The sequence below is a fragment of the Pseudoalteromonas umbrosa genome (genome assembly GCF_030125375.1).
Taxonomy (GTDB): Bacteria; Pseudomonadota; Gammaproteobacteria; order Enterobacterales; family Alteromonadaceae; genus Pseudoalteromonas; species Pseudoalteromonas umbrosa.
The window spans coordinates 574,621-596,537 of the sequence record NZ_JASJUU010000003.1 but is presented as its reverse complement, the minus strand read 5'-3'; the positions used below and the strand labels follow the sequence as shown (position 1 = coordinate 596,537).

The window sequence follows — 21,917 nt, the reverse complement described above, 5'->3', positions numbered from 1 at the left end:
TCTTCTAAGCAATTCACTTTTTCGACGCATTATTTTTTTGGAACGTTCTAAATTAGGGTTCACCATGAATCATATTACAAAAAGCAAAAATCATATTCTTATACCACTCAGCTTAGCTGTGCTCACTGCGTGTAGTACGGGACAAAATGAGTCTCAAACTTCGGCTGATAAAGTAAAGCAAGCTAACTACGTCACTGATGTCGTAACTTATGTGAACCCATTAATCGGTACTAAAGGCCCTTACAATCATCGTCAAGCTGGTAACGTAACACCCGGCGCGGTGGTTCCTTTTGGTATGTTTAATTTCGGTCCAGAACATGCGTATACCGAAGACTTAATGGCTGAATCTGAAGGTATTTCAAAAAAAATACTTGAGGAAAACAAGCGAGTACCAGTCTCACCTGGCGGATATAACTATCAAGCAAGTCGCGTAAAAGGGTTTTCATTCACTCGATTATCAGGAACAGGCTGCCTAGGTGCTTCAGGCGACATTCCCGTTATGCCATTCACAAAAGATATTTCGTTCTCGCCTGCAACAGATCCAATCAACGCTTACTACAGCGCTGGGTTTAGCCATGATGATGAAACAGCCATCCCGGGATATTACCAAGTAGGCCTTGATAACGGCGTTGATGTCAAATTAGCAGCAACAACCCGAACGGGCATTGCAAAGTTTACTTTTGAACAATCGGACAATGCAAAACTGCTGTTTAGAACAGCATATTCGCAACTTGGCAGTGGTGACGCTTATGCAAAAGTAGACGCCGAACGCGGCGAAATCACAGGTTATGTTACATCAGGCAATTTTTGCGGTTATCTTGGCGAGTATAATCAACGGGATTACTACACACTGCATTTTGTTGCAAAGCTCGATAAACCTATTACTGGCTCAGGTGCTTGGAAAGATGATCAAGTCAAGCAAGGGGCAGTTTCGTCAAAAGGCGGTATGGGCTATGGAGATAATGGTTGGCCAGACATTGGGAAAGGTTCTGGTGTATGGGTAGATCTTGGTATTAACAATGGTGATACAGTTCAAATGCGCGTGGGGATCTCCTATGTTAGTTTGGATAATGCCAGAGAGAACCTAGCAAAAGAGCAAGGGAAACAGACATTTGCTCAGTTAAAAACTAACTCACAAACAGCTTGGGACAACGAGCTGTCAAAAATTCAAGTTGAATCACAAGACTCAAGCAAATTAAGAGTATTTTACACTGCGCTTTACCACAGCTTATTCCATCCAAATGTATTTTCTGACGTAAACGGCGAATACATGGGCTTTGATCAAAAAATACATAGCATTAGTACCAACCAAACGGCGCAATATGCGAACTTTTCAGGATGGGATGTATATCGCTCACAATTGCAGCTTGTTACCTTATTAGACCAAACCAGAGGCAATGATATTGCACAGTCACTATACAATCAGGCTAATCAATTTAATGGGATTTGGGACCGTTGGACACATAACGCCGGCCCAACCGGCGTCATGAGTGGTGACCCATCAACAATTGCCATAGCAAATTTTGTTGCCTTTGGTGCTAAAGACTTTGATGTAAACGGTGCATATAATTCACTCAAAAAAGCAGCAATTACACCTACTGAGTTCGACTTGTCTGATGTTGGTTGTCCGGTATTCTGTCGTGGTCAAAAGCCTTCTTTAGATCAATGGCAAGAAATAGGTTACATTTCAGAGCAATCTAATAGCTGGGAAGGTGCATCGGAAACACTAGAGCAAGCATCAAGCTATTTCTCTTTGGCTCAACTTGCTAAGCGCTTAGGTAAAGAAGACGACGCAAAACGATTTGTTGATGAAGCAGGTTATTGGAGAAACATTTATAACCCGAACGCCACTGATACATTGGGATATATTCAAGGTCGTAATCAAGACGGCAGCTGGAAAAATGAATTTGATGCATTCTCAGGCCACCTATTCGTAGAAGGTAGTCCTGCTCAGTATTTATGGATGATACCACATGACGGCGCTGGGCTTGCCAAGGTTCTTGGCGGTGAGACAGCCATGAGCCAAAGGCTTGATGACCACTTCAAAAAGCCAGATGGATCTTGGGTGCTATATCGTGACTCAGCTGAGTATGCCGATGTATCTAACCAGCCTTCCATTTTGTCTCCTTGGATGTACCTACATACAGGCGATGCGTACAAAACACAGCAAACTGTTCGCGAAACAATGAAGCAATTATGGCTTGATGCGCCAGATGGTATTCCAGGTCAGGATGACTTGGGTCAAATGTCATCTTGGTATGTATTCAGCAGCTTAGGTATTTATCCAAAATACCCCGGACGTGCCGATTTAGTGTTATCAAGCCCACAGTTTACCTCTGCAAAAATTGGTAATTTAACCATTCATGCGCCAGGAGCATCAAACGATAATATTTACATCAACTCACTACATGTGAATGGCAAACCTAGCTTAAATAGCTGGATTAACGAAGCATATATAAATAAGTCTGTGACATTAGACTTTACACTGAGCGATGTACCAAATAAAAGCTTTGGCCAGGCTATCGAGAATAGACCACCGAGTTATTCTCCTACAAATAGATAACAACATAGTTCTCATTCAGAGGCAGTAATTAGCTGCCTCTTATCAATCATATAAAAGTCAACAGGCCTTATTAGCTACTTTTTACTTCTTCTTTGATTAGCCGAAGAGGTTAAGAGTTATTACATAAGCTAACATAAAGCTGCCATGTATTAGATTGCTGCTATATTTAAAATTAACGATGATAGAGTTTAAGCGGCAAGGACAGCATGGACAGTAACACTCCTCACATAATTACTGATCTCAACTTGCAAATTAGATTTGTAAGCCAAGCCGCAACAGAGCTGCTAAACAAAAAGAAACTTATAGGCTTAGACCTAAAAGAAATATTCGAAATTGAATCCATAACAGATGATCTCTCAATTGGCTCATATCAGTCCCATCGCTTTATATTCAACCGTTATAGCTGTCAAAATGGCTATTGCTTTTTACTGCAAGAGCAAAAAAACAATACTGAACATTTAGACTTTTTAGTTGATGCAATCAGTAGTTCAAGCATTGGGATCTGGCGCTACAACATCGAGACAAAAACGATATACCTTTCTGATATTTCGAAGCGAATACTGGGGATAAATCCAAACATTAAACTAACTTGGCGTAAATTATTATCACTCGTGCACTGTGACGATAGAGCATTATTTCCACTTTTCTTCGAAAACCATGTTCAGTTTGGTGTGCCATTACAATTTGAGTTTAGGTTAAAGCTATCAGGTCAAAAATCTTGGTTTGCACTGAAGGGAAGCTGCCTTCATAAATCAAGTGAGCAATGGATCAATGGCACCTTGCAAGATTGTACCGTTGAGAAAACCACTGTCATAGCTCTAAACGACGCCGATGAAAGTAAACAATTGGCGATAGAAGCAGGAAAAATAGGAACTTGGCGTGCCACCAAATCAGGGCACCAATGGCTTTGGAAATGGGATATGCTGGCCAACAACATCTTCAAACTGTCACCAGAGGACATAGGGGATTTAGATAAGTGGGTTGAATTACTTCACCCTGAGGATAAACCTCGCGTTCAAATTGCACTAGAAGAAAGCTTGCGTACTGGTGTTGAATTTAAACAACATTACCGAAGTATTCTCAAGAGCGGAGAAGTTATTTACGTCTTCGCACAGGGCCGCGTTGGTAAAAACTATAAAGGAGAATATTGCCGCATAGATGGTGTCTGTGTCGACCAAACTGAAATCCACACAACACAATTAGCACTTAAAAGACTTAATTCAGAGTTAGAAACTCGGGTTAATGATAGAACAGCCGAATTACATAAAACACTGCAAAAAGCTGAACAAGCCAATAAAATTAAATCTGAATTTTTATCCATGATAAGTCACGAGTTAAGAACTCCACTCAATGGCATTATTGGTGCATTAGATTTACTTTCTCATAGTACACTCTCTCATGAGCCTAAAGACTTGGTCGAAACAGCGTCTACTTCTGCAAACCACCTAATTACAATTTTAAATGATTTGCTGGATTTAAATAAAATTGAGGCTGGTAAGCTTGAACTTGAAACCGTCAAATTTGACTTGCCTTCTGTTATCACAAATGTGGTAAACACTTTCAGTGCAACAGCAAAAGAAAAGGATATTGAACTAAATATCTTCGAATCATTTACTGAATCAGTGATTTTAAAAGGCGATGAAAATAGATTTTTACAAGTTTTACTCAATATCTTGAGTAATGCTGTCAAATTTACTAATTGCGATTCCGTTCCAATCAAAAAAATTACTGTAAAGACACATGTTAACAAACTTAATATCTATCAAAGTGAAGTCATTGTTACAGTGTCTGATAGCGGTGTCGGCATGAGTAGTGAGACAATTCAGAAACTATTTACGCCGTTTACACAAGCAGAAAAATCTACCACAAGAAAGTTCGGTGGTACGGGCTTAGGACTTTCAATTTGCGGCAAACTTATCGACCTAATGGGTGGAAAAATCTCCGTAGAAAGTGAACTCGGAGTCGGCAGTCAATTTACAATAACAGCCCCTTTTTGGCTTGAACTTGCAGAGGGGAGTATCGAAGAAAAAAGTGCACTCAATTGTTATCTAATAGGCACGTTATCAGAAAAAAACCAGCATATACTCCAACTCCTAGAATGTGCTTTTGCAGTAAACATAATCGATTTGGAAAACAACCAAATTACACCTAATTCAGAAATAAAGCATAACGTTGTCCTGACTAACGAATTAGAAAGGTTTTCAAAACATATCGAGATGCTTTCAAAAATACATAAAGTGATTGTTTATTCTGACCGTTCACTGGTTGAGCTTATCGCGTTATCGGCCCCATTTTTAGCAGTATTTTCTAACCAACCTATCACGCTCAAACTCTTAGAAAAGCAAATTAATGCCCAGCAACAGGAGCAGCTTCTTATTGAAGACTTTTCCTTAGATTTTGATACTGATGACTCTATTGAAGCCTCTGTAAATGAGGAAGATAACCCTTTGGTAGCAGAATACGACATACATGACATTCTGTTAGTAGAAGACAACCCATTCAATCAAAAGCTAATAAAGAGCCAATTAGCTAAATTGGGTTTATCTTGCGATGTTGCCAACAATGGCGCTGAAGGATTTAACTTTTGGCATAGTGGAACTTATAAGCTCATCTTAACCGACTGTCATATGCCTAAAGTTGACGGGTATGAAATGACTAAACAGATCAGAACCGAAGAAGCAAAAACAGATCAGTCGCCAGTACCAATAATCGCAGTAACTGGGGCTGTGATGCAGGGGGAAAGGGACTTGTGTACCTCCATAGGTATGAACGACTTCTTATGTAAACCCATAAGGCTACACGACATCAAATCAATCATGGAGCGTTGGTATGAACACTCAACTTGATGAATTAAAGACGTTAAATCGAAATACAATTATTGAGTTGGTTGGAGATGAACCGACTAAGATTGCCAAGTTTCACGTGGAGTTTTTAAAGCAAGCTTCCGTCGTCTTAAAGAGCATTGTGAAGTCTTTTAACATAAGCGACTTCAAAGAATTAAAAAGCCAAGCACATTATCTTAAAACATCAGCGCGAGCCGTCGGAGCTGAGCGTTGTGCGTATTTCCTCGAAACAATAGAGAGCTATAGCTTAGATCAGAATAAACCAGCAATTAAACAGGTCATTATCAAGTTAAATGGCGAGTTTGGGGCAATAAAAAAGGAGTTAACACATGACAAGTAACAACCGGATAGCTAAACGACACCCGTCGGTTTTACTGTTGGCCCATAGAGAGGATGATGTCCAAGGTGTAGCCGAACTTATTGCAGAACAAACAGATGATTTTCGATGCTTAATAGTCAGAAAAACCGCTCTAGATGATATACAACAGCTAGCTCCGAAAGTACTTTTGTTTGCGCTATCTGACGTTAAAAAAAGTATCTGTTTGTATAATTTATTAATTAAAGAGAATAGATTAATTAAAAACCACTATAGTGTTTTACTTTGCAGTAATAAAGAATCTGGAGTTGCGTTTAAGTGCTGTTTGAAAAACCTATTTGATAGCTATTTTGTATACCAACCCCTATATGAAAAGTTTAGACTACAACTCATTGTCTACGATGGGCTGAAGCAATTCGCAAATTCAGATACATACATTGAGTCATTAGACGCCATAGTCCAAAATCAAAATGAAGAATTAAATGATCTTATAGAAATAGGGTTAGGTTATAAAACTTCTCTGATGGATGAAATTAATAAACGTAAGGAAGAAGTCAATTCAATCAACCAAGATATTCTTTCTCAACTGCCCGAAGGGATGCATAGACAATTAATGTCAGAGTTAAATGAGTCACATATCCAACCTCTTCTAAATGCACTAGAGTCTTCAATATCAGAAAAACTCATGGGCTTAGTTAACGGCCTAAAACAATCTCAGAATTTAAACTCACAATTGCTAAATCAATTACAACAACCATTACAGTCAAGGCAATCTATCAAAAATGAAGTAACTGCAAGTAATGACTTTCTACACAACGAGACGAATACTCAACAATCAATTTTATTAGTTGAAGATAATCACATATATCGAGAAATGATAAGTGACGTTTTGAGTAATGTAGGTTATGAAATTGAGCAAGTGGATGATGGACTAGCCGCGATAAAAAAAATCAAACTTACTCAATATGATTTGATAGTTATGGACTTATTTTTGCCAAATTTAGACGGTTTAAATACTACCAAGCATATTCGAAATGTAGGGAAGAATATAAAAACACCAGTTATCGCACTAACTGGAAATAAAAACAAACAGCTGGTAAAAAAATGGGCTGAACATGGCTTAGATGGCTACATTCTAAAGCCATCAACCAAGCAAGAGATTTTAGCAATCGTAAACAAAGCCATCGGCCATCAACTATAGAATAGTGAAGTGTGCAGGGCCTGATAACAGTATTCATTAAGGAACTACATTCTCGATGTGCGATAATTGTTTTCTAACGATTAAGTAGCTCGGCAAAGCTTATGTGTAATCACCTGAGTTTAATTAAAAATACATGCCTTTAAGTATTGTTTGAAACCCTTTTTGGTACAAATTTTGCTAAATTCTGACAAGCGGCAATCTATTTCACCTTCCTCAAACACAGGTATCTAAGTCGCTAAAAATTTTCAAAAGGAGCTGATTATGCAAATATCTTCAGAGGCTTATGGGATATTAGATACATATCGTCAAAATAAGTACGGAAAAAGTAACCAAGTAAATAATGATCAAACACAGGAAAATAAGAAGAAAACATCATTTACCATCAAAGATAGTATTAATCTCGTATATTTGGTCAAGCCTAAAAAACAAGATCTATCAAAACTCCAATCCATCGACATAAGTCAAAATGGATTTACCGCTGAACAATATGAACAAGAGTTACGAAAATCAGGAGAAAAAGAGACACATATTACGGCGGCTATTTTTGTTGATGACAAAGCCGTGGCATTTCAACACCAAGATGAGGAACCTAGTGGCTATGGTCCTGAAAAGGATATTTTATCAAAAGCTGGAGGAGATCCCGAAAAAATAAAACAGTTACTAAATCAATATTACCCTAATGCTGAAGTTAGATTTTTTGCAGATGGTCAACAACCAACAAGAGCACAGAAATTTGAAATGCAACATGGTTATTCGTTCAATCGTTTTGTGAATGAGCAAGTTACACAAATGCGCCAAGATGATTTCAAGAATAAAATGTACAAAGAAGAGATGCACCGTAGAAAAGTGCTGTTTAGTCAAACGCCACAGACACATGTTTTTACCTATAACGATAAAGTCATAGCAAGTATGGATAAAACAGGCTTTGTGAATGTAGGCCAAGCACTATTAAAAATAGCAGATGACAAGGGTATAGATCGAAAAGAGCTAAAAGAACTGTTTAGACTTAAAGGCCACAACGCCGATGAATATCAAGCGAAACTTAAAGATGTATTTGGCTACGGTGCTGAATTAAAAATACATGATGCGCAAAGCGCACCCACAAGGGGAGAGCTTAGCAAATTAATTAAATAGCTTGTTTTCTCTTTTACAACGGCTAGTTTTCACTTGAGACGGCTAAAGTAAGGAAAGTTTTTATAAAAATAATTTTAGCCTTCATTAAGTAGTAAAGTATAAAATAAGAATTAAAATCAAAGTATTAAAAATTTATTAAAAATCTAATACTTTTACACGCACAATTTGCGATTGAATTTTATTCATTTTCTTACTTGTAATATGTTACAAAGCAATGCTATTAATATTAACAGGCTAGCAACAGCCGTACTGCAAGCTGTGTATAATTGAATAACTAATTTAGATAAGGAAATAGACAATGAAACTTGCAATTAAAAAGCAACAACTAAAGCAGTTAAGTAAAGATAAAAACCTAGATGCAAACGCAACGCCAAATGTAGCTGGTGCGGGTTACACACTTCGTTGCCCACCGCGTGAATCTGAAACAGGTAATAGATACTGGGCATGCCAGTGCTAAAAACCGTTTGGTATTTTAGGGAGACTTAGCGTCTCCCATATGGGTTTTTCACTTAATAAAATCACTAATGATTTTGTAATATATAATTTCTCTTTAATTCTTAGATAGTCACTCTATTAAAACCACTGGCGCTAGTCATTTAGTCTAGATAGTAAACGTCGCACTAACGTTTTTAGCTCATAATCAAGCTGAAACATGTCATATCTGCTTCATACTCGGCAAAACAATATCGACATCAATACAAATTACCTATAAATAGATGACTCTATTTCATCGGTCCACATTGATCAGCTTTATTAAGCACACTCTTTAACCCTCAAAACATTTATTTTTAAAAATTACAGCCTTGTAAGTTTCGAGAAAGTTTCCTGGATTATTGTTTGCCATGTAGAAACAAATACACCCAATTTTAAAGCTTAAATACTCTATTAAGGAAAACACATGAAACTAACAAAATACCTTTGCGCTTTGACACTTGCTTGCAGCACAGCTTCTTTTGCAGAAGAACAAGAACTAAAACTGGGTATTGGTGGCGCAATTATCGTTCAGGATGAAGGTTACAAAGGCGTTGGCAGTGAGACAGAGTTTGTACCGGCTATTGCAGTTGAATATGGAGACTTCAGATTATTAGGGCCGTACGCTTCTTACACATTTTACAGAAGCGAAAACTTTGAAATTGCTGCAACCGGTATGCTCAGACTTGATGGATATGAGCAAGCCGATGATGAATTATTTACAGGCATGGAAGACAGAGATATGAGCTTCGATTTCGGTTTTGAAGCAGAAATTGACTCTGACTTTGGTGAATTTGGCGTTAAATTCACTCATGATGTGACAAATACTCACGAGGGATACGAGGCAAGCCTTTCCTACGGAATTCCAATGCGAGTGAAGCAAGGTCGCATTATGCCTTACGTTTCAGCTAATTTCGCAAGTGAGGATCTAGCAAATTACTACTATGGTGTAAGACGCTCAGAGGCGACAACATCAAGATCATTTTATGAAGTAGACAGCGCAACCAACATGGAAATCGGCATTAGCAGTGATTGGTTTTTTGGTGAAAATCATATGATAAAAGCTGATGCGAGTTACACCGCTTTTGACAGCACAATTAAAGACTCACCACTGGTAGACAAGTCCGGGACTTTCCAATTTTTACTGGGGTACGTTTATGTCTTTTAAACGCAAGGCGCTATCTAGCGTAGCAACAATTTTCGTGCTCACATTTGCATCAGCTTGTAGTGAGACTAACGCCAAGCCAATTGCACAGATAAAAGTGCAACCAACGACACAAGCTGAACGCGTATCTGCGCCTACTAAAATATTATACGGCAAAGTTCAAAGTGAACGTGGCTATGATATGGCGCTTTTTAATAGCGGACGAATAGAGCAGCTCGCAGTTAGAGAAGGACAATTTGTTAGCAAGGGTACACTAATCGCCAGATTATATTCCCCCAATTTAACAACCCAAGTCATAGAAAAAGAAGCTGTTCTCAGCGCTGCAATTGCAGCGTCTGAGGAAGCTCAAAGTGAATTTGAACGTATAAAAAACCTACGCGACAAAGCACTGACTTCAGTTTCCCAATTAGAACAAGCTGAAAAAACAACAAAGATAGCAAAAGACATAGTAACGCAAATGGAGGCACAATTAACACAAGCCAACAATGCATTAAAGGAGTTTTCAATTTATGCCCCTCAGGATGGCTTAGTTGCGTCACTCTATGCTAGAGAAGGGCAATTTGTCACTTCATCAAACCCTGTTATCCGATTCGAGGAGTCAGGTAGATTGAAAGTTGAATATTGGGTACCTGAACGAGATGCTGTGGATCTATATATGGCTCAACCTGTCACCATTTTTATCCCAACTGTAGACAAAGAGATAAACGGAACAATCAGCGAAAAAGCAATACCATCGGTAAGTGGCCCATCGTTGTTTAGAATCTCAGTGTTAATTGAAAGTAGGGTTGAAAACTTGCTAGGTCTGACAGCTCAATTACGGATCGCATCTACAAGTAAGGCAGTTTATCGGATTCATACTAACGCTGTGAGATTTATGCCAAACGGCGAAGTCTATATGCTCGATAAAGAACACAATAAATATAATGTTGAGCTTGTTAGCACTCGCGGAAGTGACTTATTGATCACTGCAGAAGAAAATTTAGATGGGATTCAATTTGACACATCACCTGAGCCAACACTAAGCAAAAACCTAATGGCTGCATTGGAGGAAAATAATGACTGATAAAGCCTCTCTCAAATGGTATCAAAGCCCAAGGCTTATCCTTGGGGTGATTGCAATTTTAGTCACTGTAGGGATCGCAGGCTGGTTCAGTGCCAATGAACAAGAGGATCCTCAGTTTCCATACCGCAATGGTTTTGTAACATTAAATGCCAGCAACATGACCATATCTCAGCTCAAAGATACGGCGGTTATCCCACTAGAGCGAGCGATAAGCGAGATAGATGAGGTAAGCAACTACCAGTCTAGAATCAAAAATGGCAGCGCCACCATTGATATTGAACTTCACGAACATATTTATGAGACAGACACGGTGTGGGAGCGAATAAAAGATACCGTAAACAACCAAAAACAAACCATCCCTAATGTTGCTATCCAACTAGTAGATAGGGCACAGGACACGCAAGGAATTGTGATTGCAATTACTAATCCAAATGATTTATTGCGACAACGTGAAATTGCGCTCGATTTAAGAACAGAGCTTGAACAGCTCTCAGCAATTAGAAGTGTCACGCTGGTGGGAGATCCGCAAGAACAAATCGTCATCGACTATTCGCAGCAGGCAATGACAGAATTGGGCGTATCTCCAATGCAGATTGCACAAAGATTCAATAATACTGCTGGTACGGGTATTAGCTTTGAAAACCGAGGTTTAGCAACCAACTCTAATGCTGTTGGCAGAATACAATCTTTAGAGGATATAGCTAACAGCCAAATAACACTCGATGATGCAAGCCCTATCAAGATGTCAACCATGGCTGATATCTACTACCGTACAAATCCAATTGCACCTGAGCGCTTTATGGTAAATGGTAAAACTGCGGTTGGATTGGCCGTGACTTTACCCGCAAACACTGTACGTGTAACCGCAGTCGGCGAGCAAATAAAGCAGGTTGTAGAGCGCTTTAACAGCCAATTCACAGCGCCACCAGCACAGATAGTAATATTTCAACCGAAATGGACACAAAAGCGAAAAACAGACTTACTCTCATCACTCGCAACAGGATGTTTGGCGGTTGCAGTAGTACTGATTTTACTCATGTCAGTAAGAACAGCTGTTATCGTAGTCATATCGATACCGACTATTACGCTTATTGCAGTGGGTTTGTTTACTGCAGCACAAGGCGTTATTCATCAAATGACCATCGCAGGTTTGGTCATCTCGCTTGGACTAATGGTTGATAACAGTATTGTAATGGCAGAAAAGATCGTACAGCTAATTGACCAAGGGCTAAACCGACTAGAAGCAAGTAAGCAAGCCGTAAAGGCCCTTTACAAACCTCTCGCTACTGCAACAGTTACCACAATAGCCGCATTTTTACCTATGTTATTAGCAAAAGGCAGCGTAGCCGATTTTATCGCAACCATACCTGTACTAGTGATCCTTTGCATTAGTATTAGCTATATTATTGCGCTAGCGTTTATACCTATTTTGGCAAACTTTACCCTTAAACATAATACAAAAAACACCTTTAAAAATGACCAGCTGCAGTCGATGGGTAGCAAAATAGCAAAGTTCTCATTAAACAAGAAAAAAACAACATTAGTGGGAGTAACCTTTGTTTTATCTCTGATATTCGTGCTACCAGCAGTTAATGGCGAGTTTTTCCCAAAAACCAATAGGAATCAGGCTTATGTGGATATCCAATTACCCTATGGCTCTAGCATCACGAAGACCACACAAGTAGCAAACGAAGTAAGTGACAGTATTCAAACCCTTGGGTTTGTCACGCAAACACTGACTTTTAGCGGCTCATCTGGCCCAAGATTTTATTACAACTTAGTACAGCAGCCAGGAGAAAGTCACATCGCCCGTGTTGTTTTCGAAGTAGAAGAAAATATAAACCTTAAAGAAATAGTTGAACGGCTTAATATTTTTTTACCACAAAACTTTCCAGAAGTACTCATTATTGCGAGAGAACTTGGACAAGGCCCGCCGATTGAAAGTCCGATAGAAATTAGGCTGATAAGCAACAATACAACTGCAAATTTACACGCCGCAGAAGACATTTTCATGCTTTTAAATGAAGATAAAGCCACACAGCATGTCAGAAGAGCTTATAGCTATGGCATTGCGAATGTAAATTTTGAAATTGATCAGCAGTCCCTTAGTTTGTCTAGCTTGACAGAGGCAGAACTTGCAAGCTATTTCGCATGGCAGGGGACCGGGTTACAGTTGGCTGACCTAAGATATAAGACGGAGCCGGTAAGTCTGATATTACAAGACACCAGTTCGTCACAAAGTGCTGAGCGCTTAATGTCATTACAAGTGATCAATAATGACCAGTTTTTACCAATTTCAACATTCGTTTCTACGCAAATTACAAGGGCTGCGGCCGTAGAAACACGTCGAAACGGCAGAACGGAACTGCGAGTACTTGCTGACGTTAATGCAGGATTTGATGAAGAGTCTGTACTTGAGAAATTGCAACCAGAGCTCGAAACAATAGCGAACAAATACGGTGTCAAAATGGAATTTGGTGGTGAGTTTGAAGAATCAGCAGAGGCAAATTCCGCGTTGCTCATGGCTTTACCAGCAGGTTTAATCCTATTATTCGTTGCGCTCATGATACAGTTTAATTCTTACAAGCTCACCGCACTGGTAATGATAAGTATCCCAATGGGTGCTATTGGCGCACCGATTATGCTTTCACTTGTGAATATACCTTTTGGATTCATGTCTTTGCTCGGGGTACTCGCATTAATGGGGATTGTCGTTAACACAGCCATTTTGCTCATTGATTCAACACTCGAAGAAATGAAAAAAGGAAAAAGTAAGATTGAAGCTATTGAGCTTGCTATATCAAGTAGGCTAAGGGCCATTATTTTAACCACAATCACAACAATTATTGGGATGTTACCACTCACATTTGGTCAAAGCCCACTGTGGCCACCACTTGCGTGGGCAGTGATTGGCGGGTTAATAAGCTCTACGCTCATTATGTTGTTCGTTATGCCAATATGTATGCACTGGTTAATTGATCCAAAAAGGCATTTAAAACGAATTAATATACAACAATAAAAAAGGACAGTTTAAATCTATGCGCATATTAATCACAGAAGATAATCAACAACTTGCAGAGTTTATCCAACAAGCAATATTACAAGATGGCCATGCGGCAGACATCGCAAACAGTGCAGGTGAGATGAGCAGCTTAATTGACAACTGGCAGTATGATGCGCTGGTTCTTGATCTTGGTCTACCCGACACAGATGGTATTGATGTCATAAGACAGCTTAGGGGCGCTGATAATCCAATTCCCATTCTTATTTTAACTGCCCGCGGAGGCGTAGAAGACAGGATTAAAGGGCTTGATTTAGGGGCAGACGATTATCTGAATAAGCCCTTTGCTATTGATGAATTAAAAGCAAGACTGCGCGCAATTTTAAGAAGACCAGTAGAATATTCAGGTAACCTATTAACCAGAGGCAATGTGTCTTTAGATAGTAAGGCAAGGCGCGTTATGGTCGACGATAAAAATATCAATATGGGTAAAACTGAAGTCGCAATTTTAGAATATATGATAAGGCACGCTAGTTTAACCGTTAGTAAAGATGCAATTTATGACGCAATATACGCATTAGGCTTTGAAGTCACAGACAATGCCATTCAAGTTGCTATGCACCGCATTAGAAAAAAACTTGAACAAGCAGGGTCAAGTACAGACATAAAAACAATCCGAGGAATAGGATATATTTTGTCATGAACCAGTCAGGCATTACCAAAAAGGACTCTCTAGCACGCAAACTCTTTATACTATTTAGTGTAATGGGTGGTGCCGTATTTGCGCTCATTGGCGCAATTTTATTTTTGTTTTCAATTAACTTTGCCAACATTGCAGTAGAAAAAAGTATGCATGGCATGGCAGAGGACATTCCCGAGAGCCTATATTTTGATGAGCGGGGCACGTTATTTTATTCATCCACAAACATGGCCAAAAAATGGGGTTATGACGCACTATTTAACAACCTTGCATTTAAAGTTATCGACCGCGCAACGAATAGTGTGATCCTGACTTCTAACCAGCACTTGGAAACATCTGCTGCCCTACAGGCTCTGCCGCTAGACTTACCTGAAGGGTACTCATTTTTTAATGGCATTGACAGATACCGATTCTCGGTAACTTTACAGGGCAAAGACTTATATGTCGACTTGGCGAGAGACGACCTGATTGGCGAACTTGCCAATGAAGCTGTATTGCCTATGCTAGGACAAGTGCTCACGCTTACAATGGTTGCTGCTTTTTTAATATTTATTTGTGTTGGCTATGTGTCTATTAAAGCGGTCGTCAAGCCCGTTAACAATGTAGCTGAGCAACTAGATGGCATAGACCCTTCTCAACTTGATAGACGACTTGATAAAAAAGGTGTCCCAAGCGAAATGTTGCCGCTTGTCAATGCACTTAACGACACCATGGAGCGCGTTGAAAAAGGCTTCAAGGAGCAAAAACGATTTGTGGCAAATGCGGCACATGAATTAAAGACTCCTCTTGCTGTACTGCGCACACGCCTAGAATTAGCAAATTTGCCAGAAAAAATTGGCTGTGAGCTAATGGGGGATATTTCATATATGACGCGTGTTGTTGAACAGCTACTAGATTTATCACGTGCACAAAATCAAAATAGCTATTTGCATAAACCAGTGAATATATCAGATGTCGCCAAAGATGTTTGCATGCTTCTAGGCCCATTAACACTCACATATAAAAAAGAACTGGCACTCGAAGAGATTGATAAAAACGCGACTGTCATTGGCGATCAAGCAGCGCTGATCATTATGCTCAAAAACCTGTTAGAAAATGCACTTAAACATGCGGACGAAGGCGCTAATATTATCGTCGAAGTTGCAAATGACAGGATTTCTGTAAAAGATTCAGGGCCTGGCATAAAAGAAGAAGACAGAGTTAAGTTGTTTGAACGTTTTTGGAGAAAAGAGCAATCAACTTTAACCGGCAGCGGTTTAGGCTTAGCTATCGTACACGAAGTAACGCTTGCGCATAACGCAAAAATTGACGTTGAATGTAACAATGAACTCGGCGGGGCTACCTTCCATGTATATTTTTATGATAGGGTGGAAAATACACTTGTTTCATAGCATTTAAAGGAGTTTAGCTATGCAAATTAGAGCGTTAGAAAGCGCGGATCTGCAAAGTATTTCAAAGCTAGTGTCTGATGTATCTAATATGGATATACTGCCGCATTTTTGCAGACAAGGAAAAAGCGAATTTATAAGTCGTGTCATACCAGACCTCGAGGCAACGATGAATCCAGCCTTGTTTAAAAGCATTGTAGCAACAGAGCTAGATCAGATCATTGGCTTTGGAGCTATCCGAGAACAAAACTACATTACCCACGTTTTTGTATCGAAAAACGCTCAGGGTAAAGGAGTCGGTAAAGCTTTAGTCAATAAGCTCGTAAGCTTTGCCGATGGCAAGCAAGTGTCTCTTCGAGCATCTATTAATGCTCGTAGCTTTTATGAGGCAATTGGATTTAGTGCAACTGAGCCAGAAGGACGATTTAATGGGATCCGCTTTATTCCTATGTCTATGCCACTGGATAAAGTTAAGTAAAACATGAATATAAAATTGATTTCGTATTTTTAATTTGCAATGCAATTTGCGTTTTTTGTTTGTCTAAAACAGCTATACCTCATACAAATCAAACACTTAAAACTGGCCTGCTTTTTGATTTAGTTAACCATCAAAGTCAATTTAGTAGGCCAGTGAATGAAACATATTGGAATTTATACGACATCGAGGAACATCGACGAAGTCTCCATGATGCTCAGTGAAGCAAATGCACTCGCTGAAATCGGTCATAAAGTCACTATTATCACCCGCGTAAAATATAAAAATATTAGAAACTTACACAAATCAGTTTCAATTGCATATTTGGGTTCTCCAAACATCATTGAGTCTAGTGGGCTGTGCTCAACCATTGGATACTTACGGCGGTGTTACGCTATTTGGAAGCAATTCAAAGGGCTAAACTTCTTCGATTTGATAGGTAAGGGTACAAAGCTTACAAAGTTACTCAAGAAAAAAGAAATTGAACATTTACACTGCAGCTTTAACCAAAATGACTACTATATTAGCCTTGCCAGTACAAAATGCGCCGATATTTCACTATCAAGCTTTTGGGATGTCAAAAACCAAAGCAGAATAGGTAAGAAACAGTTTAAGCTGTTTGAGCAGTGCGACCTGCCACTCATGGAGCTTGAATGTCAGAGACTACCTGAGCATATGCAACCTTTGGTGTTAAATAGAGGGCTCGATATTTCTAAATATAAGCCTTATGGAAGAAATAAGCCCAGTTTAAAACTTATTTTCATCGGCAATATTGTTAAGGAGTCAGGGCTAAACGTTATTCTAAACGCACTGGCAAGCCTACCTGCTCGCATTGAGGTTAATCTTGATATTATCGGGGATGGGCCGATTAAAAAAGCGCTCGTAAATGAGTTAATTAGAAAGCGACTTAACAGGCGCGTGCACTTTTTAGGTGCCAAACCTCGCTCATGGATATTGAAAAACCTACCAAAGTACAGTGCAATCGTTGCACCTTATTGCTCGGATAACAGCATAGCGCAAGTAAATAACATCACATATATCAAAGAAGCAATGGCTTGCGGGCTACCTGTGTTAACCTCAAATATCGCTGCATGTAAAGAAATTACTAGTTCAAATACTGGGATGAAATGCCCACCAAATAGTATCGATGCTATGTCAAACATGTTGACTGCATTTATGCAACTGAGTGCCTATCACCAACACTTGCTCGGTAAAAACGCCAGAAAATATGCAGAAGATAACTTTAACGTTAAACACCAAACAAGAGCCTTATCGAGGTGGATACAAGCTTTGTAACCATAAACCACCATAATCGCAGATTTTGTTCTATACCTATATCTCAAGGTGTCGATATTTAAGCGCCACCTTCTGATTAAATATCCATCACAAGGAGTAATGGAGTGTCTGATTCAATATATAGAGCATTACAAGGGCTGAGTCGCAGAGAGACCATTCTATGCAAGCAGGGAAGTAGATTACCTAAACATTTAGAGTTTAAACTGTATACCTTTTATTTGTCTCTGATCTTAATTGCCATTGTCGTTGCATTTGTATGGCAATTAACTAGGCAAGAAACATTCAAAATGACTTCTTTGATTTTTTTACTTTCTGGCTACTTTGGGATAATTGCTCATCCAGCATTGTTGTTTATCGTGAGAAGTAAAGAGATAAGCTTACATTTTAAGAACCCTTTCAATTTAGTGTATTCCAACGCTCAGGAAACTGAGAAGATCGACAAAAAATATATAGACTTTTTATCAAAAAAAAGCCCGGAAAAGCTAGAAATCGTTTTATTAGAAGTCAAAGCACAAAAACATATCTTTGAGCAAAAGACAGCCTTGCTTGTTGGCTCAATCGAACGAATTGGCTTTGCTCCGGGTATATTGGCACTACTTATATCGCTTGATAAGCTCAGTGAAATAGAACTGGATTGGGTACTATCAATTGCTTATATCATTCCAATTATCTATTTTTTTGGTGCCTTTAGCCGTCTGCTTGCCTCTAAAGTGTCACGCCATATATCAATACTTGAATTAGCAATTGCAAATCAAAAAACACATAACTAATTTTAATTTTTATAATTAGATGCACAGCAAAATAGTGTGCAGTCATGACTTATTTCATTGCCTTCATTTTAAAACACGTTAAACTCTAGATGTTAACAGTGACATATCATAAATTAGTCAAGGATTTAGAATTAGTGGCTGATGTGAAGCGTATTACATATTGTTTAGTGATAGGGCTCATTTTTTTAAGTCCGCGTACTCTTGCACAATATACCTTTGCCTTAATTGGTAAAACCAAAAATGACAGTTTTTATCAGCAAGCTTTTGCTGGATGTAAAGATTTTGCACGTGTTCAAAACGACCTGACATGTGTATATGACGGCGCTGATGACTACCAAGATGTACGCACTCAGGTGCTCATTGCCAAAGAGTATATAGACAAAGGTGTAGATGGTCTTTTGATATCAACAACAGATTCTAAGCATCTTGTATCTGGCGCATTAAAGTATGCAAAGAGAAAAGGTATACCGGTCATCACTTTTGATTCTGATCTACTTAAAAAAGAACGCGATTATAGATTGGCGTATGTTGGCACCAACAACTTTGACTTTGGCGTTGCACTGGGTGAGGCCGCCAAGCAATACCAAAAGCAAACCCCACAGCCAATCTGCGTTCAATCAGGGCATTACACAGCACCTAACTTAAACAAAAGGATAGAAGGAGTAAGATTTGCACTATCTGGAAATGCAAAGAAAAAGCTCGACGGCACATCTGGTTGGATAGAGTACGATAGGTGTCCGCTTTATACACTCGGTAAGCGGGATGAAGCACTTAATCAACTCCTTACTATTTTTAATTATGACAATCCGCCGATATTTATTGCTGTCGCAGGGTTTGCGCAATTCAATGCGAATTACGTTACGGCGTTAACCCCCTATAAAAAGCGATTATCAAAACAAAAAATCACGATTATTTCGGCTGATACAGAAAATGTTCAACTAAGAGCACTTGGGTTTGGATTATCCACTATCAATATAGGCCAAAAGCCTTACCAAATGGGCAAAAAAAGCACAGAACTCCTATACGAGTATGTTAAATTTAAGACTAAGCCAAAACAAAGTGCCTATTACCTTGATTTTCATTATTGTAATCAAGGTAATGCAGCCACATGCACCAGTAACAGATAAAGCATTAGCCCTAATATCTAACCGGGGTTACTTGCAGCTTAGCTTTAGTCATAGCCTCCAAAGACACTGCAGTTGGTACCTCACATAACGCATTCAACATACCTAAAGTTTTATTGTTTGCTGCATCATCAGGGCTTACCGACATACTTTCCTGATAGTGATATTGTAAAATCTCAGAAAACTGATTAGAAATCGTCACATCGAAAAACTGATATCCAATCTGACATTTCATCCAATGTAAATATTCTGCTGACGTACAGCTATTAACCAGTGTGCTGGTGGAATTTGGCATATCGATAAATAGGCGACTGGCTGTAGTTTGTAAAATTGCGCTTCTGATATCTTGTATTAGTAACAAAGGCATTAAGTCTGTGATTGGATTACAAGGACCGAATATAATTAGATCCGCATCTTCTATCACCGCGACGGCATCAAGGGATGTATTCACATCTTTTGAAAGAAACACTTCTTTTGGCAGAGCCTTGAGGTCGTTAATATTCTTTGCACCAACAACCGTTTCTCCGCCATACGTAATTGCAATCAAATCAGTTGCAAAGTCCGACATAGGCAGCACACTGTTTGACGTATTTAAGGATTGATTGAAAACAGTCATCGCTTCTGTGGGTGTATGACACATTAACGCCAATAACTCCAAGTTAGCTACGTGACCATGAGTTGCCATTTCCTGTTCTTTGCATGAGTTTAAAGCGAGGCTCATGCTTTGAAGAATCTCCAATTGGGAATAAGAGAGTAGCGCACATTTATTATCTATATCAAAACTTGGCTCAGCAGTTGCGCATATCGCACTTAGCCTTTGACACATAGGTTTTAGTGACTTCATTAAATCAAGCATTTCTTGCCCTGCACCTACAAACACTACATTCATATTTTTAGTCCTCGCCTTTAAATTTACAAAGACGTTCTGCAGTTTATAGGCCAATAAGTAACCAGTTGATTTTTATTGATATAGTGGAAATGTAGATAGAAAAATTTGCATTTTAAAAATGCAAATCGAAAAAGTTCACTTAATGAAAAAAGAGGATATAAATCAAAAAAAGGGGGCAAATGCCCCAGTCTAATTTTATAAAACCATTGCAGCAATCCAACCGAAGATCAAAAGCGGAATATTGAAGTGGATAAAGGTCGGTACAACAGAATCCCAAATGTGGTCATGCTGACCATCTGTATTTAAACCCGAAGTTGGGCCTAATGTTGAATCTGACGCAGGGGAACCTGCATCTCCTAAAGCGCCAGCAGTACCAACCAACGCCACTGTAGCCATAGCTGAGAAACCAACTTCCAAAGAGAGAGGGACAAACAGCGTCGCGATGATTGGAACCGTCGAGAACGAGCTACCAATACCCATAGTGATCAATAGGCCAACAAGTAGAATGACTGCTGCTGCAATTGGCTTACTATCACCAATTAAATTGGCACAAGTTTGCACTAAGGATGCAACATCACCTGTCTCTTTCATTACGGATGCAAAGCCTTGAGCCGAGATCATAATGAAGCCAATCATCGCCATCATTGCAACGCCTTTGGTGAAGATATCAGAGTTTTGCTCCCACTTAATTAAACCAAAAAGAGCAAACATCATTACACCAACTAGTCCACCCAAAATCATTGAACCACTTACATTTTGCGCAAGTAGCGAACAAATAACAGCGATACCACCAGCAATAAGTACCTTACGCTGATCTTCCACAACTAAATCACTTTTTTCAGAAGTCATCTCATTTGACTGATACTCTCTTGGCTTACGATAGCTGATAAAAACAGCGACCAATAATCCTATCAACATGCCAATTGCAGGAATTATCATTGCATATGGTACGGATGTGTTAATAATTTCAAGTCCATTATCAGTTAAATTTTTATGCAAAATTGAATACAAATAAATGCCACCAAAACCATAAGGTAAAACCATATACGATGTTGCAAGACCAAATGTCAAAACACATGCAATTGCGCGCCTATCCATTTTAAGTTTATTGAATATCACAATCAGAGGAGGGATCAATATAGGAATAAATGCAATATGAACTGGTACCAGATTTTGTGATGCAATCGCACAGCCCATGATAACCACAAGGATCAACATACTTAGATAAGAGGCTGAGTCTTTGTTTTTACTATTAACCAAGCTAAGTAGCTTATTAGCTAGGATTAAGGTTAAACCGGATTTGGAGATAGCCACAGCAAATGCACCTAACATTGCATAGCTTAGTGCAATTTCAGCACCACCAGACAAACCGTCATTAAACGCATTAAGTGTATTCTCTAGTCCTAAGCCTGCAGTTAAACCTGCAACCAAGGCACTAATTGTCATTGCTACTATTACGTTCACGCGCAATAGTGAGAGGCCAAGCATCAAAATGACCCCAATAAGTACAGCATTCAT

Annotated in this window: 17 protein-coding genes; 15 read left to right on the top strand and 2 right to left on the bottom strand. The window is 39.1% G+C overall.

Annotation, left to right across the window (positions count from 1 at the left end; genetic code table 11):
• Window positions 1-64: 64 nt before the first annotated feature.
• From QNM16_RS12500 to QNM16_RS12430, 15 genes are all read left to right on the top strand, one after another.
• Complete coding sequence (locus tag QNM16_RS12500) at window positions 65-2,563, top strand: GH92 family glycosyl hydrolase (protein WP_284020790.1); 2,499 nt, start codon at window positions 65-67, stop codon at window positions 2,561-2,563.
• 206 nt (window positions 2,564-2,769) lie between these two features.
• Window positions 2,770-5,409: an ATP-binding protein gene (locus tag QNM16_RS12495; protein WP_284020789.1), complete on the top strand. Its 2,640-nt coding sequence runs from the start codon at window positions 2,770-2,772 to the stop codon at window positions 5,407-5,409.
• Complete coding sequence (locus QNM16_RS12490) at window positions 5,393-5,746, top strand: Hpt domain-containing protein (RefSeq protein WP_284020788.1); 354 nt, start codon at window positions 5,393-5,395, stop codon at window positions 5,744-5,746. The genes QNM16_RS12495 and QNM16_RS12490 overlap by 17 nt, the downstream gene beginning before the upstream one ends.
• Window positions 5,736-6,923: a response regulator gene (locus QNM16_RS12485; protein ID WP_284020787.1), complete on the top strand. Its 1,188-nt coding sequence runs from the start codon at window positions 5,736-5,738 to the stop codon at window positions 6,921-6,923. Before QNM16_RS12490 ends, QNM16_RS12485 begins: the two co-directional genes overlap by 11 nt.
• 261 nt (window positions 6,924-7,184) lie before the next feature.
• Window positions 7,185-8,057: a hypothetical protein gene (locus QNM16_RS12480; RefSeq protein ID WP_284020786.1), complete on the top strand. Its 873-nt coding sequence runs from the start codon at window positions 7,185-7,187 to the stop codon at window positions 8,055-8,057.
• Window positions 8,058-8,355: 298 nt separating this feature from the next.
• Complete coding sequence (locus QNM16_RS12475; protein WP_211037473.1) at window positions 8,356-8,514, top strand: hypothetical protein; 159 nt, start codon at window positions 8,356-8,358, stop codon at window positions 8,512-8,514.
• Window positions 8,515-8,955: 441 nt separating this feature from the next.
• On the top strand, window positions 8,956-9,696 hold the full coding sequence (locus tag QNM16_RS12470) for a MipA/OmpV family protein (protein WP_284020785.1): 741 nt from the start codon (window positions 8,956-8,958) through the stop codon (window positions 9,694-9,696).
• Window positions 9,686-10,756 (top strand): efflux RND transporter periplasmic adaptor subunit, encoded by a 1,071-nt coding sequence (locus tag QNM16_RS12465; RefSeq protein ID WP_284020784.1) that lies wholly within the window; start codon window positions 9,686-9,688, stop codon window positions 10,754-10,756. The genes QNM16_RS12470 and QNM16_RS12465 overlap by 11 nt, the downstream gene beginning before the upstream one ends.
• On the top strand, window positions 10,749-13,775 hold the full coding sequence (locus tag QNM16_RS12460; protein ID WP_284020783.1) for an efflux RND transporter permease subunit: 3,027 nt from the start codon (window positions 10,749-10,751) through the stop codon (window positions 13,773-13,775). The genes QNM16_RS12465 and QNM16_RS12460 overlap by 8 nt, the downstream gene beginning before the upstream one ends.
• Before the next feature lie 19 nt (window positions 13,776-13,794).
• On the top strand, window positions 13,795-14,460 hold the full coding sequence (locus tag QNM16_RS12455) for a response regulator transcription factor (protein WP_284020782.1): 666 nt from the start codon (window positions 13,795-13,797) through the stop codon (window positions 14,458-14,460).
• Entirely contained in the window at window positions 14,457-15,848 is a 1,392-nt protein-coding gene (locus QNM16_RS12450; protein ID WP_284020781.1) for a sensor histidine kinase, read from the top strand. The genes QNM16_RS12455 and QNM16_RS12450 overlap by 4 nt, the downstream gene beginning before the upstream one ends.
• Window positions 15,849-15,867: 19 nt before the next feature.
• On the top strand, window positions 15,868-16,323 hold the full coding sequence (locus tag QNM16_RS12445; RefSeq protein WP_284020780.1) for a GNAT family N-acetyltransferase: 456 nt from the start codon (window positions 15,868-15,870) through the stop codon (window positions 16,321-16,323).
• Window positions 16,324-16,479: 156 nt separating this feature from the next.
• The gene (locus tag QNM16_RS12440; RefSeq protein WP_284020779.1) at window positions 16,480-17,616 is read left to right on the top strand and encodes a glycosyltransferase family 4 protein; all 1,137 of its coding nucleotides are present in this window, start codon (window positions 16,480-16,482) and stop codon (window positions 17,614-17,616) included.
• A gap of 104 nt (window positions 17,617-17,720) precedes the next feature.
• Complete coding sequence (locus tag QNM16_RS12435) at window positions 17,721-18,386, top strand: hypothetical protein (RefSeq protein ID WP_284020778.1); 666 nt, start codon at window positions 17,721-17,723, stop codon at window positions 18,384-18,386.
• A gap of 98 nt (window positions 18,387-18,484) precedes the next feature.
• Complete coding sequence (locus QNM16_RS12430; protein ID WP_284020777.1) at window positions 18,485-19,513, top strand: substrate-binding domain-containing protein; 1,029 nt, start codon at window positions 18,485-18,487, stop codon at window positions 19,511-19,513.
• Window positions 19,514-19,523: 10 nt separating this feature from the next.
• Here the strand turns inward: QNM16_RS12430 and QNM16_RS12425 are convergent, their stop codons facing one another.
• Together QNM16_RS12425 and QNM16_RS12420 are read right to left on the bottom strand one after the other, a co-directional pair.
• A complete protein-coding gene (locus tag QNM16_RS12425) occupies window positions 19,524-20,399 on the bottom strand; it encodes a 2-phospho-L-lactate transferase CofD family protein (RefSeq protein WP_284020776.1) in 876 nt (291 codons plus the stop codon).
• A 195-nt stretch (window positions 20,400-20,594) separates the two neighbouring features.
• Complete coding sequence (locus tag QNM16_RS12420; protein ID WP_284020775.1) at window positions 20,595-21,917, bottom strand: Na+/H+ antiporter family protein; 1,323 nt, start codon at window positions 21,915-21,917, stop codon at window positions 20,595-20,597.

What these genes read in the sequence shown, in the direction of transcription:
- QNM16_RS12440 (WP_284020779.1), top strand. Translation starts at nt 16,480, where the DNA reads ATGAAACATATTGGAATTTATACGACATCGAGGAACATCGACGAAGTC.
- QNM16_RS12460 (WP_284020783.1), top strand. Translation starts at nt 10,749, where the DNA reads ATGACTGATAAAGCCTCTCTCAAATGGTATCAAAGCCCAAGGCTTATC.
- QNM16_RS12450 (WP_284020781.1), top strand. Translation starts at nt 14,457, where the DNA reads ATGAACCAGTCAGGCATTACCAAAAAGGACTCTCTAGCACGCAAACTC.
- QNM16_RS12480 (WP_284020786.1), top strand. Translation starts at nt 7,185, where the DNA reads ATGCAAATATCTTCAGAGGCTTATGGGATATTAGATACATATCGTCAA.
- QNM16_RS12485 (WP_284020787.1), top strand. Translation starts at nt 5,736, where the DNA reads ATGACAAGTAACAACCGGATAGCTAAACGACACCCGTCGGTTTTACTG.
- QNM16_RS12465 (WP_284020784.1), top strand. Translation starts at nt 9,686, where the DNA reads ATGTCTTTTAAACGCAAGGCGCTATCTAGCGTAGCAACAATTTTCGTG.
- QNM16_RS12470 (WP_284020785.1), top strand. Translation starts at nt 8,956, where the DNA reads ATGAAACTAACAAAATACCTTTGCGCTTTGACACTTGCTTGCAGCACA.
- QNM16_RS12455 (WP_284020782.1), top strand. Translation starts at nt 13,795, where the DNA reads ATGCGCATATTAATCACAGAAGATAATCAACAACTTGCAGAGTTTATC.
- QNM16_RS12445 (WP_284020780.1), top strand. Translation starts at nt 15,868, where the DNA reads ATGCAAATTAGAGCGTTAGAAAGCGCGGATCTGCAAAGTATTTCAAAG.
- QNM16_RS12490 (WP_284020788.1), top strand. Translation starts at nt 5,393, where the DNA reads ATGAACACTCAACTTGATGAATTAAAGACGTTAAATCGAAATACAATT.
- QNM16_RS12500 (WP_284020790.1), top strand. Translation starts at nt 65, where the DNA reads ATGAATCATATTACAAAAAGCAAAAATCATATTCTTATACCACTCAGC.
- QNM16_RS12425 (WP_284020776.1), bottom strand. Translation starts at nt 20,399, where the DNA reads ATGAATGTAGTGTTTGTAGGTGCAGGGCAAGAAATGCTTGATTTAATG.
- QNM16_RS12475 (WP_211037473.1), top strand. Translation starts at nt 8,356, where the DNA reads ATGAAACTTGCAATTAAAAAGCAACAACTAAAGCAGTTAAGTAAAGAT.
- QNM16_RS12420 (WP_284020775.1), bottom strand. Translation starts at nt 21,917, where the DNA reads ATGAATGCTGTACTTATTGGGGTCATTTTGATGCTTGGCCTCTCACTA.
- QNM16_RS12495 (WP_284020789.1), top strand. Translation starts at nt 2,770, where the DNA reads ATGGACAGTAACACTCCTCACATAATTACTGATCTCAACTTGCAAATT.